Here is a 17,072-nt window from a genome sequence, read left to right as displayed (position 1 = left end):
GACCCCCGTCAAAAGCCCCGAAGGAGACACGGAACCTCATGGACGCCGTAACCCAGGTCCCCGCCCCGGTCAACGAGCCGGTGCACAGCTACGCCCCCGGCTCCGCCGAGCGTGCCCGCCTCGAGGCCAAGCTCAAGGAGCTGGCGGCCAACCCGATCGACCTGCCGATGACGATCAACGGCGAGAAGCGGATGGGCGGCGGCGAGCCGTTCAAGGTCGTCCAGCCGCACAACCACGCCGCCGTCCTCGGCACCTTCCACCACGCCACGGAGCAGGACGCGCAGGACGCGATCGACGCCGCGCTGGCCGCCGCCCCGGCGTGGCGCGCGATGTCCTTCGACGACCGCGCCGCGATCATCCTGCGCGCCGCCGAGCTGCTGTCCGGCCCCTGGCGCGAGACGCTGGCCGCCTCCACCATGCTGGGCCAGTCCAAGACCGCCCAGCAGGCCGAGATCGACACGCCCTGCGAGCTCGTCGACTTCTGGCGCTTCAACGTGCACTTCGCGCGCCAGATCCTCGCCGAGCAGCCGGTCGCCAACTCCGCCGGCGTGTGGAACCGCACCGACCACCGCCCGCTCGAGGGCTTCGTCTACGCGATCACGCCGTTCAACTTCACCGCCATCGCCGGCAACCTGCCGACCGCCCCGGCCCTCATGGGCAACGTGGTCGTCTGGAAGCCGTCCCCCACGCAGACCCACTCCGCCGTGCTGCTCATGCAGCTCCTGGAGGAGGCCGGCCTGCCCAAGGGCGTCATCAACCTGGTGACCGGCGACGGCATCGCCGTCTCCGAGGTGGCGCTGAACCACCCGGAGCTCGCGGGCATCCACTTCACCGGCTCGACCAAGACCTTCCAGTACCTGTGGAAGACGGTCGGCAACAACATCGAGAAGTACAAGTCCTACCCGCGCCTGGTCGGCGAGACCGGCGGCAAGGACTTCGTCGTCGCCCACCCCAGCGCCGACCGCGCCATCCTGAAGACCGCGCTGACCCGTGGTTCCTTCGAGTTCCAGGGCCAGAAGTGCTCGGCCTCCTCCCGCGCCTACGTCCCCCGCTCCATCTGGGAGGACGGCTTCAAGGAGGAGTTCGCGGCCGAGGTCGACGGCATCACCATGGGTGACGTCAGCGACCTGTCGAACTTCATCGGCGCCGTCATCGACGACCGCTCGTTCGCCAAGAACAAGGCGGCCATCGACCGCGCCAAGTCCGACCCGACCTGCACGATCGTCGCGGGCGGCAGCTACGACGACTCGGTCGGCTACTTCGTCCGCCCGACCGTCATCGAGTGCACGGACCCGGAGAACGAGGTCTTCACGACCGAGTACTTCGGCCCGATCCTGGCCGTCCACGTCTACGAGGACGCCGACTTCGACGCGATGCTGGCCCAGATGGAGTCCGTCTCGGCGTACGCGCTGACCGGCTCGGTCATCGGCCAGGACCGCTACGCCGTCGCCGACGCGATGGAGAAGCTGCGCTTCGCCGCGGGCAACTTCTACATCAACGACAAGTCGACCGGTGCCGTCGTGGGCCAGCAGCCCTTCGGTGGCGGCCGCGCCTCGGGTACGAACGACAAGGCCGGCGCCGCGTCGAACCTGACGCGCTGGACCTCGGCCCGCTCCATCAAGGAGACCCTGGTCCCGCCGACCGAGTACGGCTACCCGCACATGGGCTGACCCGCCCCGTGTTGAACCCCGCCCCCGCCCGGCTCCCCAGCCGGGCGGGGGCGGTGTGCGTGGTGGGGCGTCACAGGGCCACCGCCATCGTGAGCAGCAGGGTCAGCAGCAGGGAGCCCATGCGGTCGAGGAGGCCGCCGAGGAGCGGCAGCCGGGCGCCCGCGTCCTCGACGCCCGCCCCGCGCGTGACCGCGGAGCCGAGCAGACCGCCCAGCGCCACCCCGCACAGCACCACGACCCACATCCCCTCCGTGAACGCGCCGGCCGCGCCCAAAGCCGCCGCCACGGCCGTGCCGGCGCCGATGACGCCGCCCCAGGTCCTGGCGGGGGAGTGGGCCGCGAGCGGACGGGCCAGGGTGCCGCCCAGACGGGACAGCAGCAGGCCGCCGCACCGGCCACCGAGCTCACCGAAGGCCACGGCCACCCCGACGGCCACCGCGGTGCCCTGCAGCATCACCAGGCCCGTCAGCGCCACCGGGATCCACAGCATCGCGAAGACGGCGCGTGCCGCCCGCTCGCCGCTGCGGGCCCGGTCGCCGGAGAAGAGCGCCGGCGCCACCGCGGCCAGGAAGAGGAGGCCGAACAGCGGCAGGCCGAAGGCGCGCGGCCCCGCCCAGGCCACGGCCGGGAGCACCACGGCCGCGGCGGCCAGCGCCGTGTGCTCGCCCCTCCCCAGGCCGGTCGTCCGGGCGTATGCGCCCACCGCCACGAGGCCCAGGGCCACGGCCAGCAGCGCCGCGCCCAGCGGGCCCAGGCTCAGCGCCCCCAGGAAGAGGGCCGCGGCCGGCAGGCAGGCGAGCCAGCGGCGGCGCAGTGCGCGGCGCGTCCGTACGCGCGCGGGCAGCACCGCGACGGCCACGCCGCCCACGGCGAGGGCGCCCGCGACCACGGGGACGACCCTGGGCAGGACGGTGAGGGTGCCGAGCAGGCTCATCGCGCCTCACCCGGCTCCCGGCGGAGCCGTCCCGGGCGCGGAGGTCGGAGTGTGTACAGGCCGTTCATGGGCGCCACTCTCGCCCACGCGTCCCGGGGCCGATCAACGAGGGGTGCTCCCGGGCGTCACCCGTCCGCACGGCCCGGCCGGACGGCCCGGACGGGGAGCCGTCTCAGATAGTAGGAAGTCCGAGTAATCATGCAGACAGCGCGGCCGGGCTGTCCTAGCGTGGTAACAGCCGAACCTTCCGCTCCATCGAGCGACGGCGGTCGTGGCCCGGTGCGCCGGCGCAGGTGATCCCTGCCGCACCCAGACCCCCGCCCCTTCTCCGGCTTCCCATCCGACCTTCTCGGGGCTCGGCAGGACTCAGCAAGAGGAGACGTGACCCATGGCCGAAACCGCCGTTCGCAGGACCCGCCGCACCGCCCGTACCTCCGACAGCGCCCAGCGCCAGGCCGACCGGGCCAACGCCGCCGCCGCGCTCCAGCGCGCGCTCGACCGCCGTGACAACGGCGGCGTCACCGGCCACTGACCCGCCGGGGGCCGGTGACGCCCGCGGCCCTACGACCCGGTGGAGCGCACCACCTCGAAGTGGTCGATCCGCGCCCCGGTCTCCGCCAGGGCCGTCACCCTCAGCCGGGGGCGGCGGCCCGGCTCGACCTCGACCGCCAGGAAGGAGTGGCCGGTGTAGCGCACCCGCGACCACTCCACGGTCTCCGGGCTCTTGGCCCGGCCCTTGCGCCAGTGGTAGCTGGTGACGCTGTCGAGGTCCTTCACCTGGCCCTCGTAGCTGTCCGTCACCCCGAAGTCGTACAGCGCCTTCCCGGCGCCCCCGGCGGTGACGTACACGATGCCGTCCCGCACGGAGTCGACGCTGCCGCCGATGGGCACCGTGCGGTTCACCCGCCGGCCCCTGATCGCGTCGGTGCGCTCGTAGACGTGGTTGTGGCCGTTGATGACGAGGTCCACCCGGTGTTTTTCGAACAGCGGTACCCACGCGTCGCGCACCCCGCCGTCCGAGGCGTGCGCGCGCGTGGTGGAGAACGCGCAGTGGTGGAAGAAGACCACGACGAAGTCGGTGCCCGGCCGCTCGCGCAGCTCCCGCAGCCGCCGGTCGAGCCAGGAGGTCTGGCGGCCGGCGCTGTAGCCGGTGTTCGCGGTGATCTCGTACGAGACGTCGTTCGCGTCCAGCGCGACGACGCCCACGTTGCCGTAGGCGAAGGAGTAGACCCCCGGTGCCCGTCTGGGGTCGAAGCCGTTGTCCGGCAGCGTCCAGCGGGCGCTCTGGCCGCCGTAGCCGTTGGGGGAGTACCAGGCCTCCATGTCGTGGTTGCCGGTGGTCACCATCCACGGCACCCGGGCCGCCACCGTCTCGGTCTGGGCGAGGAACTGGTCCCACACCCGTGCGTCGTAGACGTCCGCCGGCTTGCCGGCTCCGCTGTCGTCGGCGTAGCAGAGGTCGCCCGCGTGGAGGTGGAAGGCGGGATTCTGACCCAGGATCAACTGGTCGTTGGCGAGGGCGTGGTAGCCGACGCCCTGGTCGCCGAAGGCCGTGAAGACGAACGGCTCCGCGTGCACGGGCGCCGTCGAGAACGCCCCCACGGTGGCGAAGCGGCGGGGATCGGCGGGGTCGAAGCCGTCGTGGCCGACCCCGTAGAAGTAGGTCTGCCCGGGGACGAGGTTGTCCAGGGCCGCGTGCAGGTAGAACTGCTCGACCGCCGGGAGCTTCTTGGTCAGGGCCGGGGTGTGCAGTGCGCGCACCTCGGCCGGGACGAGCTCGCTCAGCTCCCACGGCTTCAGGCCCACCCGCACGTACGGGTGCCGGACCGCGAACGGCACCTGCCAGGAGATCCGCATCTGTGTGCGCGGGTCGGCCCCGAACGCCAGGTGCCGCCCGAACGGCGCGACGAGCGAGCCGTCGACCTTCGCCGTGGCGGGCGCGGTGAGCAGGGTGGGGGACCGCTGCCCGGCGTCGGCGGGGCGGGGCAGGCCGGTGCCCGCGACGGCTCCGGCCGTCAGCGCGCCCGCCCGCAGCAGGCCGCGCCGGGTGAACTTTCCGCGCAAGTACTCGTGCTGCTCCGGCATCGTCATCCGGCTCGCGAGACGGCCGGGGATGCCTACCCGTGGGGTGTCCATGCCGGGAAGGTGCCAGGGGGCGGCGGCCCGGACACGTACTTCCGGTGAATGTGGCCTGTCCGGCTGGCATTGTGTCCATATCGTGGACGTCGCGTGTCATACAGCGGGACGGAAGAGTACGGTCCCGGTATGTCTCGCAGCATTCGCCTCGCAGTGATCCCCGGTGACGGAATCGGCCCCGAAGTCGTGGCCCAGGGCCTCAAGGTCCTCACGGCCGTGCTCCCTTCGGACGTCAAGCTCGAGACCCGGGAGTACGACCTCGGTGCCCGACGCTGGCACGCCACCGGCGAAACCCTGCCGGACGCCGAGCTCGCCTCCCTGGCGCAGCACGACGCGATCCTGCTCGGTGCCGTCGGCGACCCCTCCGTGCCCTCCGGCGTGCTGGAGCGGGGCCTGCTGCTGAAGCTGCGCTTCGCCTTCGACCACTACGTCAACCTGCGCCCGTCGAAGCTGTTCCCCTCCGCCACCAGCCCGCTGGCCGGCCGCCCCGACATCGACTTCGTCGTCGTCCGCGAGGGCACCGAGGGCCCCTACGTCGGCAACGGCGGCTCGATGCGCACCGGCACCCCGGCCGAGGTCGCCACCGAGGTCAGCGTCAACACCGCCTACGGCGTGGAGCGCGTGGTCCGCGACGCCTACGAGCGCGCCCAGGCCCGCCCCCGCCGGAAGCTGACCCTGGTCCACAAGAACAACGTCCTCGTCCACGCCGGCCACCTGTGGAAGAACATCTTCGACCGCGTGGGCCAGGAGTACCCCGAGGTCACCACCGACTATCTGCACGTCGACGCCGCGACGATCTTCTTCGTCACCGACCCCGGCCGCTTCGACGTGATCGTCACCGACAACCTCTTCGGCGACATCCTCACCGACCTCGCCGCCGCCGTCACCGGAGGCATCGGCCTCGCCGCGTCCGGCAACATCAACCCCGGCCGCGCCTTCCCCTCGATGTTCGAGCCGGTGCACGGCTCCGCGCCCGACATCGCGGGCACCGGCAAGGCCGACCCCACGGCCACGGTCCTGTCCGTCGCGCTCCTGCTGCGCCACCTCGGCTACGAGGCGGAGGCGGCCCGGGTGGAGAGCGCCGTCGCCGAGGACATGGCCGCGCGCGGCGACACGGTCCGCACCACGGGCCAGGTCGGCGACGCCCTGGTGGCTTCCGTAGCCCCCTGACATCGGCCGCTGTGCTACCGCGCGGTCGGATGTCACCATCGATTCCCGGCCGCGCACACGTTTTCCGTCGGGGCCCCCACGAGCGATAATCGAACGTGGGGCCGCGATATGAGGCGAAGCTCGGACGTCCCGATCCCCTCGGGACGGATGTGAGCGCGGTCCGCCACACACCAAGGTGAAGGACACGCATTCATGACGACGCCCACGATCGAGCTCAAGCCCTCCTCGCACCCGCTGTCCGCCGCGGAGCGCGAGCAGATCCTCGCCAACCCCGGCTTCGGCCGCCACTTCACCGACCACATGGTGACGATCAAGTGGACCGAGGGCCGCGGCTGGCACGACGGCGAGCTCGTTCCGTACGCGCCGCTGTCGATCGACCCGGCGAACATGACCCTCCACTACGCCCAGGAGATCTTCGAGGGGCTCAAGGCCTACCGCCGCCCCGACGGCTCCGTCGCCACCTTCCGGCCCGACGCCAACGCCCGGCGCTTCCAGGCGTCGGCCCGCCGGCTGGCCATGCCGGAGCTGCCGGTCGAGCTGTTCATCGAGGCCTGTGACGTGCTGGTCCGCCAGGACCAGGCGTGGGTGCCCCCGCACGGCGGCGAGGAGTCGCTCTACCTGCGTCCGTTCATGATCGCGACCGAGGTCGGGCTGGGCGTGCGGCCCGCCAACGAGTACCTCTTCATCGTGATCGCCTCCCCGGCGGGCGCGTACTTCCCCGGCGGCGTCAAGCCCGTCTCCGTCTGGCTCTCCGAGAACTACGTCCGCGCCGTCCCCGGCGGCATGGGCTTCGCCAAGACCGGCGGCAACTACGCGGCCTCGCTGCTCGCCCAGGCCGAGGCGGCCGAGAAGGGCTGCGACCAGGTGGTCTGGCTGGATGCGCTGGAGCACAAGTGGGTCGAGGAAATGGGCGGGATGAACCTGTACTTCGTGTACGGGGACAAGATCGTCACCCCCGAGCTGACCGGCTCGCTGCTGGCCGGCGTCACCCGTGACTCGCTGCTGAAGGTCGCCGGGGACCTCGGGCTGACGGCCGAGGAGGGCCGCGTCTCCACCGAGCAGTGGCAGCGCGACACCGAGAACGGCACGCTCACCGAGGTCTTCGCCTGCGGCACCGCGGCCGTGATCACCCCGGTCGGCCATGTGAAGTGCCAGAGCGGCGAGTGGACCCACTCCGACGGCCGGCCCGGCGAGGTCACCATGAAGCTCCGCAAGGCGCTGCTGGAGATCCAGACCGGTGCGGCCGAGGACACCCACGGCTGGATGCACCCCCTGGGCTGAGAGCCGCGACCACAACGCACGCAAGTACGCATGATCGTTGCCGGCCGGACCCTTGTCCGAACCCGGGCTGTTCCGTCACCGTGATCGCTCATGGGACAGCACTGGAAGAAGATCTGGGTCGGCTCGGCCGGCAACATGGTCGAGTGGTTCGACTGGTTCGTCTACGCGAGCTTCGCCACCTATTTCGCGGGCTCCTTCTTCCCCGAGGGCAACGACACCGCGAAGCTCATGAACACCGCCGGCATCTTCGCGGTCGGCTTCTTCATGCGGCCGGTCGGCGGCTGGCTGCTGGGCCGGGTCGGTGACCGCAAGGGCCGCAAGGCGGCGCTCACGCTGACGGTCACGCTGATGTCGGCGTCCGCGGTGCTGATCGCCGTCGCCCCCACCTACGCGGTCGCCGGCTACGGCGGCGTCGCCGTCCTGCTCGTCGCCCGCCTGCTGCAGGGCCTGTCGGTCGGCGGCGAGTACGCGGCCAGCGCGACCTACCTCACCGAGGCCTCGGCACCGGGCCGGCGCGGCTTCGCCTCCAGCTTCCAGTACGTGTCGATGACCGCGGGCCAGATCCTGGGCCTGGGCATCCAGATCATCCTCCAGCGCACGCTCACCAGCGACGAACTGCACAGCTGGGGCTGGCGCATCCCCTTCATCGTGGGCGCCCTCGGCGCAGCCGTCATCTTCTACCTGCGGCGCAACATGCTGGAGACGGAGGCGTACGAGGAGAGCGACGCCGACGCCTCGGAGCGCGGGACGATCAGGGCCCTGATGCGGCACAAGCGCGAGGCGTTCCTGGTGATCGCGCTGACCATGGGCGGGACCGTCGCCTACTACACGTACACCACCTACCTGACGAAGTACCTCTCCAACAGCGCGGGCCTGCCCAAGCAGACGGCGACGCTCGTCAGCTTCTGCGCGCTGATCGTCTTCGCCTGCCTGCAGCCGCTGGCCGGCGCGCTCTCGGACCGGATAGGCCGCCGCCCGCTGCTGATCACCTTCGCGGTGGGCTCCACCTTCCTCACCGTGCCGATCATGACGATGCTGCGCAGCGCGGGGTCGTTCTGGCCGGCGCTGGGCCTGTCGCTGCTGGCGCTGGTGGTGGTCACCGGCTACACCTCGATCAACGCGTGCGTGAAGGCCGAGCTGTTCCCCACGGGCATCCGGTCGCTGGGAGTGGCCCTGCCGTACGCGATCGCCAACGCCCTCTTCGGCGGAACGGCGGAGTACGTGGCCCTGTGGTTCAAGAAGGGCGGCATCGAGTCGGGCTTCTACTGGTACGTGGCCGGCTGCGCGGCCGTGTCGCTGGTCGTCTACCTCACGATGCGCGAGACGCGCGACATCGACCTCAAGCGGATCGGCGGCGCCACCGAGGGCACCCCCGAGGCGGACAAAGTGCCCGCATCCTGAGACACGGGCGCAGCACGGACCGGACGTGTGCCAACATGCCCGCATGCTCCCGTTCGCCACGATTATCGGCAACAGGCGCGCCGGTCCGCAGTGACCGCCTCGTACCACCCGTACGACGCGGACACCGTCGTCCCAGACCCGCGCGCAGACCTCTCGCACCCGCGAGAGGTTTTTGCGTTTTCCGGCCCACCACGCCGAAGACGCAGGGCGAGGGATCATTAAGGGGGACGGTGGAACCGGTCAATCCGGCAGACCGACATCCTCACAGGAGTCAGAGCAGCAATGACGGACGCAACCGACGGCCCCGACGGCGGCCTCGACGACAGTTTCCATGTCTTCGACACCACGCTGCGCGACGGCGCCCAGCGCGAGGGCATCAGCCTCACCGTCGCGGACAAACTGACCATCGCCCGGCACCTGGACGACTTCGGCGTGGGCTTCATCGAGGGCGGCTGGCCCGGCGCCAACCCCCGCGACACCGAGTTCTTCCAGCGCGCCCGCGAGGAGATCGACTTCCGGCACGCCCGGCTCGTCGCGTTCGGCGCCACCCGCAAGGCCGGCGTCCGCGCCGAGGACGACCCCCAGGTCGCCGCGCTGCTCGACTCCCGGGCCCCGGTCGTCACCCTCGTGGCCAAGTCCCACGACCGCCACGTCGAGCTCGCCCTGCGCACCACGCTGGACGAGAACCTCGCCATGATCCGCGACACCGTCGCCCACCTGCGCTCCCACGGCCGACGCGTCTTCGTCGACTGCGAGCACTTCTTCGACGGCTACCGCGCCAACCCCGGCTACGCCACCCAGGTCGTGCGCACCGCCCACGAAGCCGGCGCCGACGTCGTCGTCCTGTGCGACACCAACGGCGGCATGCTCCCCGCCCAGGTCGAGGCCGTCGTGCGGACCGTGCTCGCCGACACCGGCGCCCGCCTGGGCATCCACGCCCAGGACGACACCGGGTGCGCCGTCGCCAACACGCTCGCCGCTGTGGACGGGGGCGCCACGCACGTGCAGTGCACCGCCAACGGCTACGGCGAGCGCGTGGGCAACTCCAACCTCTTCCCGGTCGTGGCCGCCCTGGAGATCAAGTACGACCGCCGGGTGCTGCCGCCCGGCAAGCTGGCGGAGATGACCCGCATCTCGCACGCCATCGCCGAGGTCGTCAACCTCACCCCCGCCACCCACCAGCCCTACGTCGGCGTCTCCGCCTTCGCCCACAAGGCCGGGCTGCACGCCTCCGCGATCAAGGTCGACCCGGATCTCTACCAGCACATCGACCCGGAGCGGGTCGGCAACACCATGCGGATGCTCGTCTCCGACATGGCCGGCCGCGCCTCCGTCGAGCTCAAGGGCAAGGAGCTGGGCATCGACCTCGGCGGCGACCGCGAGCTGATCGGCCGCGTCGTCGAGCGGGTCAAGGAGCGCGAGCTGGCGGGCTATACGTACGAGGCCGCCGACGCCTCCTTCGAGCTGCTGCTGCGCGCGGAGGTCGAGGGGCGGGCCCGGCGCTACTACCGCATCGAGTCCTGGCGGGCGATCGTCGAGGACCGCCCCGACGGCATCCACGCCAACGAGGCGACCGTGAAGCTGTGGGCCAAGGGCGAGCGCATCGTCTCCACCGCCGAGGGCAACGGCCCGGTCAACGCCCTCGACCGCGCCCTGCGCGAAGCGCTGGAGCGCATCTATCCGCAGCTGGCCTCGCTGAAGCTGACGGACTACAAGGTCCGCATCCTGGAGGGCAGCCTGGGCACCGGCTCCATCACCCGCGTGCTGGTCTCCACCAGCGACGAGCACGGTGAGTGGTCCACCGTCGGCGTCGCGGAGAACGTCATCGCCGCGTCCTGGCAGGCGCTGGACGACGCCTACGCCTACGGGCTGCGCCGCGCGGGCGTCGAGCCGCAGGAGTGAGTCACAGGCCCTGAGCCGTGCACCCGGCGCCGAGCAGGTCGTAGGCCCGCCCGGCGTCGGCGTGGGCCGCGCGCAGGACGTCGTCGGTGATGCGGCCGGCCGCCAGGCGCCGCCAGTTCTCGTAGGCCAGGACGTGGTGGACGGCGATGATCTGCGCCGCCGCCAGCCGCGCCGTCACCTCGTCCGCCCCGCCCGTCTCCGACAGGGCCGCGGCCAGGGCCCGTTCGTCCTCGTCGGCGTAGCGGACCAGCCGGGACTGCAGGCTCGGCGTGGAGTAGAGCATGTCCCGGAAGGCCAGCACGGCCGGGACGTCGCACAGGCCCGTGATCGGGTCGCGGGCGTCGAGCCGGGCGTGGAAGTGCGCGCGCAGGGCGGCCAGCGGCGACTGCCCGGGCGCCCGGCCGCGGACGACGCGTGCCGCCTCCCCCTGGTGGTCGGCGATCCGGTGGAGGGCCAGGTCCTCCTTGGCGGGGAAGTAGCGGAACAGCGTCGGCTTGGACACCTCGGCCGCCGCCGCCACCTCCGCGACCGACACCTGGTCGAAGCCGCGCTCCAGGAAGAGCGCGATGGCGGCGTCGGACAGCGCCTGGCGGGTGCGCTGCTTCTTGCGCTCGCGCAGCCCGGTGGTCTCCGTCTCCTCGTTCACGCCCCCACCCTACCAGGAATATCTTTACCCAGCCTCTTTCGTTACTCGGTTGCATTTTTCTCCCGGCCGGTCTTTCATGGCTGCACCGACCGACGGAGGAAGACGCATGACCACCACCGCTGTCCTGATCGTGGGCGCCGGCCCGACCGGGCTCACCCTCGCCTGCTCGCTCGCCCGCGCCGGCGTACCCGTACGGATCATCGACAAGTCCCCGCGGTTCCACCGCGAGTCGCGCGGCAAGGGCCTCAACCAGCGCAGCCGCGAGCTCTTCGAGGACCTCGGAGTGGGGGAGGCGGCCACGGCCTCGGGCATCGAGCACATCACCCTGCGCAAGTACCGCGACGGCGTCGCCATCGCCAACGACGTCACCTTCGGCGACCGCGTCCCCACCCCCGACGCCCCGTACGCGAGCGGCCTGATCATCCCGCAGTGGCGCACCGAGGAGATCCTGCGCGAGAAGCTCGCCACGTACGGGGTCGAGGTCGAACTCGCCAGTGAGCTGGCCGGGTTCGACCAGGACGAGGACGGGGTGACCGCCACCCTCAGCGACGGCCGGCGCATCCGGGCCGCCTACCTCGCCGGCTGCGACGGCGGCCGCAGCCCCGTGCGCAAGGCGCTCGGCGTCGGCTTCGACGGCCAGACCGAGGCCGAGGAGTGCATGGTCATCGGCGACGTGCGCGCCGACGGCCTCGACCCCGCCTACTGGCACCAGTGGTTCGACGAGGACGGCGGGATCATGCTCTGCCCGTTCCGCGACAGCGACCACTGGCAGCTCCAGGCGGCACCCGAGCGGGACGCTCACGGGCGCAACCTGCCCCCGTCGCTCGAGTCCTTCCAGCGGATGTTCGACCGGCACGCCCGCCTGGCCGGGGTGAAGCTGACCGACCCCACCTGGTTCTCCACCTTCCGCGTCAACGTCCGCATGGCCGACCGGTTCCGGGTGGGGCGAGTCTTCCTCGCCGGGGACGCGGCGCACGTGCACTCCATCGCCGGCGGACTCGGCATGAACACCGGCATCCAGGACGCCTTCAACCTGGGCTGGAAGCTGGCCTTCGTCCTGCGCGGCCAGGCGGACCCGGGCCTGCTGGACACCTACGAGAACGAACGGCAGCCCGTCGCCGCCTGGACGCTGAACCTCACCGACGAGCGGATGCGGGCGGTCCGCGAAGGCGTACGCGCGCCGGGCGTCGGCACGGAGGCGGTCCTCACCGACGACGTCACCACGCTCGGCGTCGGCTACCCCTGGAGCAGCCTGGCCTGGGGCGGCCCCAAGGCGGGCCACCGCGCCCCCGACGCCCCCTGCCGCAACGCCACCACCGGCCAGCCCACCCGCCTCTTCGAGCTCTTCGCCGGGCCGCACTTCACCCTCCTGGGCCTCGGCGCCGGCAGCGCGGCCGCCCTGGCGGAGGCCGAGGCGGCGTGCGGCGACCGGGTCCGGACGTTCCACGTCGCGGACGACGAGGGGCACGTGGGCCGGGCGTACGGGGTGGAGGGGGACGGTCTGGTGCTGGTGCGGCCCGACAATTACGTCGCGCTGAGCGCGGGCGCCGACGGGGCGGCCGAGGTCGTCGCCCATCTCGAGCGTCTCGGTAGCTGAGCAGCGGATCTTGCCCCTGCCCCGCCCTTTCACCGTTTCTTGTCCTCAATCGCCGGACGGGCTGAATTTTCCGCCGGCCCGGGCGGAAATCAAGCCCGTCCGGCGATTGAGGACCGGGGTCCGGGGCGGAGCCCCGGTTTCGGGAAGGGGCGGGGTGGGGGAGAACACCGCCGTGGCCGCCAACTGGACCCGCCGCACCTTCCTCACCGCCGCCGGCTCCATAGGAGCCCTCGGCCTCGCCACCCCCGCCGCCGCGGACGACTTCACCGCCTTACGAAGACGCTGGCGCACCCTCACCCTCGGCACCGGCTTCGACCCCACCGCCGACCCCTACGCCACCGCCCTGCGCCGCACCGGCGACCTCGCCCGCGCCCACCGCGCGAGCATGCGCCCCGCCCCGGACTCGCTCTGGCCCGACGCGCCCTTCGACCCGCCCGCCGGCATCACCCAGAGCTACGCCCGGCTGCACACCATGGCCCAGGCCCACGCCCAGCCCGGCACCGGCCTCACCGGCGACACCGCCCTCGCGGCCGACGTCCTCGCCGGGCTCGACCACCTCCACGAGCGCGTCTACCACCCCGGCACCACCCGCTACGGCAACTGGTGGGAGTGGCAGATCGGCAGCCCCCGGCTGCTCCTGGACACCCTCGCCCTCCTCCACGACGAGGCGGGCGAGGCCCGGCGCGGCCGCTGCCTCGCCGCCGTCGACCACTTCGTCCCCGACTCCCTGCTCGGCGACTACACCGGCACCAGCACCGGCGCCAACCGCGTCGACCTGTGCCGCGTCGTCGCCCTGCGCGGCGTCCTCGGCGCCGCCCCCGCGAAGATCGCCCTGGCCCGCGACGCCCTCTCGCCGGTCTTCCCCTACGTCACCCGCGGCGACGGCCTCCACGCCGACGGCTCCTTCCTCCAGCACACCTCGGTCGCCTACTCCGGGACGTACGGCTACGTCCTCCTCGACGGCCTAGGGCGGCTCTTCGCACTGCTGCGCGGATCGCCCTGGGAGATCACCGACCCGGCCCGGCAGATCATCCACGACAGCGTCGAACGGGCGTACGCACCACTGATCCACAACGGCCTGGTGATGGACAGCGTCTCGGGCCGCGCCATCAGCCGGGGCCTGCAGAGCGCCGACCCCCGCGCGCTGCTCCAGAGCGACCACCAGCGCGGACACGCCCTCATCGCCGCCATCGCCCTGCTCGCCGAGGGCGCGAGCCCGGCGGAACGGGACCGCTGGCACCGGATGATCAAGGGCTGGATCGCCCGGGACACCACCCTCCCGCTGCGCACCGACCCCCGCTTCCCGGTCGCCGACCTCGCCCGGCTCGCCGCCGTCGACGAGCGCCCCCTGCCCCCCGCGCCCGAACCCGTCGGCCACCGGCTCTTCGCCGCCATGGACCGGGCCGTCCACCGGCGCCCCGGCTGGGCCGCGAACATCGCCATGGCCTCCGACCGCATCACCCACTACGAGAACGGCAACGGCGAGAACCCGCGCGGCTGGCACACCGGCGCGGGAATGGTCCTGTGGTGGGGCACCAAGGAAGGCGGCGGCCAGTACACGGACTCCTTCTGGCCCACCGTCGACCCCTACCGGCTGCCCGGCACCACCGTCAGCGCCCGCCCGCTCGCCGACGACGAGGGCGGCGGCTGGGGCGCCCCCAGACCCGCCGTCCGCTGGGTCGGCGGCGTCACCGACGGGCAGTACGCGGCCGTCGGCCAGCACCTCAAGGGGCTCGGCTCCACCCTGGAGGCGCGCAAGTCCTGGTTCTGCGTCGCGGACGCCCTCGTCTGCCTCGGCGCCGGGATCACCGCCCGGGACGGGCACGAGGTCGAGACGGTCGTCGACAACCGCAACCTCGGCGTCGACGGCACGGCCGCCCTCACCGTGGACGGCGAGGCCCAGCCCGTCCGGGACGGCTGGTCGCGCTCCTTCCCCCGCGCCCACTGGGCCCACCTCGCCGGACACGGCGGCTACGTCTTCCCCGGCGGCGCCCCACTCAAGGCGCTGCGCCCGGCCCGCACCGGCTCCTGGCGCGACATCAACGCCGGCGGCTCGCCCACCCCCGTCACCCGCCGCTACCTCACCCTGTGGCACCCGCACGGCACCGACCCCGACGACGCCGCCTACGCCTACCTCCTGATGCCCGGCGCCGCCCCCCGCGACCTCGCCGCCCGCGCCGCCGACCCGCGCTGGCTCACCGTCCTGGCCAACACCCGCGACCGCCAGGCCGTGCACATCCCCTCCCTGGGCCTGACCGCCGCCAACTTCTGGCAGGCCGGCACCGTAGGCCCCCTCACCGTCACCACCCCCGCCTCCGTCCTCCTGCGCCGCCACGGACGCACCGCCACCCTCCACCTCGCCGCCCCCCTGCGCACGGGCGACACCGTCGACCTCATCTGGTCACACCCGGTGCGTCGCGTCACCGCCCACGACGCGGCCGTACGCGTCCTGGCCGCCGGAGCGGCGCTGCGCCTGCGGATCACTCCCGGGACGGCGTGCGCCTCGCACGGCTGCCGCGTCGAGGTGACATGAGCCGGGTACCCCCGAACGGCGGTACCTGGTCAAGCCATATATATGACGTCTTGGCCCGTCCATATTTGTGGGGTACTCACAGCGTGGGACGCCCGCTCGAACGAGGACAACTGATAAGGGCGCTGTGCAGTTCTGTCCCGCCTGCCCACGAAATCGCGCACTACGTTGTGTGGAACCGACATGATGTTCCGGCGCCCCCGCCGCGTACCGTCTATCCATGAGCAATCTCGAAGGTGCGCCCGTAGAGGCGAATGACGTCCGTGGGCGCGTCGCCGAGCTGCACGCCATCCGCGAGCAGGTTCGGCGCGGCCCGAGCGAGCGGGCCACCCAGGCACAGAAGGCCAAGGGCAAGCTGACCGCTCGCGAGCGCATTGATCTCCTGCTGGACGAGGGCTCTTTTACCGAGGTGGAGCCGCTGCGGCGGCACCGTGCCACCGGTTTCGGGCTGGAGGCCAAGCGCCCCTACACCGATGGTGTGATCACCGGGTGGGGGACCGTGCACGGCCGGACCGTGTTCGTCTACGCACACGACTTCCGGATCTTCGGCGGCGCGCTGGGCGAGGCCCACGCCACCAAGATCCACAAGATCATGGACAAGGCCATCGCGGCGGGTGCGCCGCTGGTCTCCCTCAACGACGGCGCCGGCGCCCGTATCCAGGAGGGCGTCTCCGCCCTCGCCGGTTACGGCGGCATCTTCCAGCGCAACACCAAGGCCTCCGGCGTCATCCCGCAGATCAGCGTGATGCTCGGCCCCTGCGCGGGCGGCGCGGCCTACTCCCCGGCCCTCACCGACTTCGTCTTCATGGTCCGCGAGACCTCGCAGATGTTCATCACCGGCCCCGACGTGGTGCGCGCGGTGACGGGCGAGGAGATCACCCAGAACGGCCTCGGCGGCGCCGACGTGCACGCCGAGACCTCCGGCGTGGCCCACTTCGCGTACGACGACGAGGAGACCTGCCTGGAGGAGGTCCGCTACCTCCTGTCCCTGCTGCCGCAGAACAACCGCGAGAACCCGCCCCGCGTCGAGTCCGAGGACCCGGCCGACCGCACCGGCGACGCCCTGCTGGACCTGGTGCCCGCCGACGGCAACCGGCCGTACGACATGCGCAAGGTCATCGAGGAGCTCGTCGACGACGGCGACTACCTCGAGGTCCACGAGCGCTGGGCCACCAACATCATCTGCGCCCTGTCCCGCCTGGACGGCCAGGTCGTCGGCATCGTCGCCAACCAGCCGCAGTCCCTCGCCGGCGTCCTGGACATCGAGGCCTCCGAGAAGGCCGCACGGTTCATCCAGATGTGCGATGCCTTCAACATCCCGATCATCACTCTTCTGGACGTACCCGGGTTCCTCCCCGGCGTCGATCAGGAGCACGGTGGAATCATCCGGCACGGCGCCAAGCTGCTGTACGCCTACTGCAACGCCACGGTGCCCCGGATCTCGGTGATCCTTCGCAAGGCCTACGGCGGTGCGTACATCGTGATGGACTCGCAGTCGATCGGCGCGGACCTCACCTACGCCTGGCCGACCAACGAGATCGCGGTCATGGGCGCGGAGGGCGCGGCCAACGTGATCTTCCGCAAGCAGATCGCCGAGGCGGACGACCCCGAGGCCATGCGCGCCCGCATGGTCAAGGAGTACAAGGCCGAGCTGATGCACCCCTACTACGCCGCCGAGCGCGGCCTGGTCGACGACGTGATCGACCCGGCCGAGACCCGGTCGGTGCTCATCCGCTCGCTGGCGATGCTCGCGTCCAAGCACGCGGACCTGCCCTCGCGCAAGCACGGCAACCCGCCCCAGTAAC

12 protein-coding genes are annotated in these 17,072 nt (G+C 72.0%); 9 read left to right on the top strand and 3 right to left on the bottom strand.

Annotated elements, in window-relative coordinates; genetic code table 11:
• The first annotated feature begins 38 nt into the window (after nt 1-38).
• Complete coding sequence (pruA, locus tag AB0G59_RS26815) at nt 39-1,670, top strand: L-glutamate gamma-semialdehyde dehydrogenase (RefSeq protein WP_360916592.1); 1,632 nt, start codon at nt 39-41, stop codon at nt 1,668-1,670.
• 70 nt (nt 1,671-1,740) lie between these two features.
• Here the strand turns inward: pruA and AB0G59_RS26810 are convergent, their stop codons facing one another.
• Nucleotides 1,741-2,604 carry a phosphatidate cytidylyltransferase gene (locus AB0G59_RS26810; RefSeq protein WP_360916589.1) on the bottom strand — a complete coding sequence of 288 codons (864 nt, stop codon included), beginning with the start codon at nt 2,602-2,604 and terminating at the stop codon, nt 1,741-1,743.
• Between the two features lie 388 nt (nt 2,605-2,992).
• Between AB0G59_RS26810 and AB0G59_RS26805 the strand changes: the two genes are divergently transcribed.
• Nucleotides 2,993-3,136, top strand: coding sequence for a hypothetical protein (locus AB0G59_RS26805; protein ID WP_360916586.1), 144 nt, complete (start codon nt 2,993-2,995; stop codon nt 3,134-3,136).
• A gap of 29 nt (nt 3,137-3,165) precedes the next feature.
• On the opposite strand, the gene AB0G59_RS26800 is transcribed toward AB0G59_RS26805, so the two are convergent.
• The gene (locus tag AB0G59_RS26800; RefSeq protein ID WP_360916583.1) at nt 3,166-4,740 is read right to left on the bottom strand and encodes a metallophosphoesterase family protein; all 1,575 of its coding nucleotides are present in this window, start codon (nt 4,738-4,740) and stop codon (nt 3,166-3,168) included.
• A 129-nt stretch (nt 4,741-4,869) separates the two neighbouring features.
• On the opposite strand from AB0G59_RS26800, the gene AB0G59_RS26795 reads away from it, so the two are divergent.
• From AB0G59_RS26795 to cimA, 4 genes are all read left to right on the top strand, one after another.
• The gene (locus AB0G59_RS26795) at nt 4,870-5,910 is read left to right on the top strand and encodes a 3-isopropylmalate dehydrogenase (protein WP_360916580.1); all 1,041 of its coding nucleotides are present in this window, start codon (nt 4,870-4,872) and stop codon (nt 5,908-5,910) included.
• Between the two features lie 192 nt (nt 5,911-6,102).
• Nucleotides 6,103-7,191, top strand: coding sequence for a branched-chain amino acid aminotransferase (locus AB0G59_RS26790; RefSeq protein ID WP_360916577.1), 1,089 nt, complete (start codon nt 6,103-6,105; stop codon nt 7,189-7,191).
• Between the two features lie 90 nt (nt 7,192-7,281).
• Nucleotides 7,282-8,592, top strand: a complete 1,311-nt coding sequence (locus tag AB0G59_RS26785) for an MFS transporter (protein WP_360916574.1) — start codon at nt 7,282-7,284, stop codon at nt 8,590-8,592.
• A 282-nt stretch (nt 8,593-8,874) separates the two neighbouring features.
• Nucleotides 8,875-10,494 (top strand): citramalate synthase, encoded by a 1,620-nt coding sequence (gene cimA, locus AB0G59_RS26780; RefSeq protein WP_360916571.1) that lies wholly within the window; start codon nt 8,875-8,877, stop codon nt 10,492-10,494.
• Nucleotide 10,495: 1 nt separating this feature from the next.
• Here cimA and AB0G59_RS26775 read toward each other — a convergent pair whose 3' ends face one another.
• Complete coding sequence (locus tag AB0G59_RS26775; protein WP_360916568.1) at nt 10,496-11,140, bottom strand: TetR family transcriptional regulator; 645 nt, start codon at nt 11,138-11,140, stop codon at nt 10,496-10,498.
• Nucleotides 11,141-11,246: 106 nt separating this feature from the next.
• Here AB0G59_RS26775 and AB0G59_RS26770 point away from each other — a divergent pair, with 106 nt between their 5' ends.
• The 3 genes from AB0G59_RS26770 to AB0G59_RS26760 all read left to right on the top strand — a co-directional run bounded on the left by AB0G59_RS26770 (nt 11,247) and on the right by AB0G59_RS26760 (nt 17,071).
• Nucleotides 11,247-12,737, top strand: a complete 1,491-nt coding sequence (locus AB0G59_RS26770) for an FAD-dependent monooxygenase (RefSeq protein WP_360916565.1) — start codon at nt 11,247-11,249, stop codon at nt 12,735-12,737.
• Between the two features lie 154 nt (nt 12,738-12,891).
• The gene (locus AB0G59_RS26765) at nt 12,892-15,270 is read left to right on the top strand and encodes a polysaccharide lyase 8 family protein (RefSeq protein WP_360916562.1); all 2,379 of its coding nucleotides are present in this window, start codon (nt 12,892-12,894) and stop codon (nt 15,268-15,270) included.
• A 217-nt stretch (nt 15,271-15,487) separates the two neighbouring features.
• Entirely contained in the window at nt 15,488-17,071 is a 1,584-nt protein-coding gene (locus tag AB0G59_RS26760; RefSeq protein ID WP_360916559.1) for an acyl-CoA carboxylase subunit beta, read from the top strand.
• Nucleotide 17,072 lies beyond the last annotated feature (1 nt).

The sequence above is a fragment of the Streptomyces sp. NPDC021096 genome, from assembly GCF_040641275.1.
In the GTDB taxonomy this organism is placed as follows: Bacteria; Actinomycetota; Actinomycetes; order Streptomycetales; family Streptomycetaceae; genus Streptomyces.
This window is presented reverse-complemented; position numbering and strand designations above follow the sequence as displayed.

Excerpts from the sequence above, each read along its gene's own strand:
- pruA (WP_360916592.1), top strand. The coding sequence starts at position 39 with ATGGACGCCGTAACCCAGGTCCCCGCCCCGGTCAACGAGCCGGTGCAC.
- AB0G59_RS26810 (WP_360916589.1), bottom strand. The coding sequence starts at position 2,604 with ATGAGCCTGCTCGGCACCCTCACCGTCCTGCCCAGGGTCGTCCCCGTG.
- AB0G59_RS26805 (WP_360916586.1), top strand. The coding sequence starts at position 2,993 with ATGGCCGAAACCGCCGTTCGCAGGACCCGCCGCACCGCCCGTACCTCC.
- AB0G59_RS26800 (WP_360916583.1), bottom strand. The coding sequence starts at position 4,740 with ATGGACACCCCACGGGTAGGCATCCCCGGCCGTCTCGCGAGCCGGATG.
- AB0G59_RS26795 (WP_360916580.1), top strand. The coding sequence starts at position 4,870 with ATGTCTCGCAGCATTCGCCTCGCAGTGATCCCCGGTGACGGAATCGGC.
- AB0G59_RS26790 (WP_360916577.1), top strand. The coding sequence starts at position 6,103 with ATGACGACGCCCACGATCGAGCTCAAGCCCTCCTCGCACCCGCTGTCC.
- AB0G59_RS26785 (WP_360916574.1), top strand. The coding sequence starts at position 7,282 with ATGGGACAGCACTGGAAGAAGATCTGGGTCGGCTCGGCCGGCAACATG.
- cimA (WP_360916571.1), top strand. The coding sequence starts at position 8,875 with ATGACGGACGCAACCGACGGCCCCGACGGCGGCCTCGACGACAGTTTC.
- AB0G59_RS26770 (WP_360916565.1), top strand. The coding sequence starts at position 11,247 with ATGACCACCACCGCTGTCCTGATCGTGGGCGCCGGCCCGACCGGGCTC.
- AB0G59_RS26760 (WP_360916559.1), top strand. The coding sequence starts at position 15,488 with ATGAGCAATCTCGAAGGTGCGCCCGTAGAGGCGAATGACGTCCGTGGG.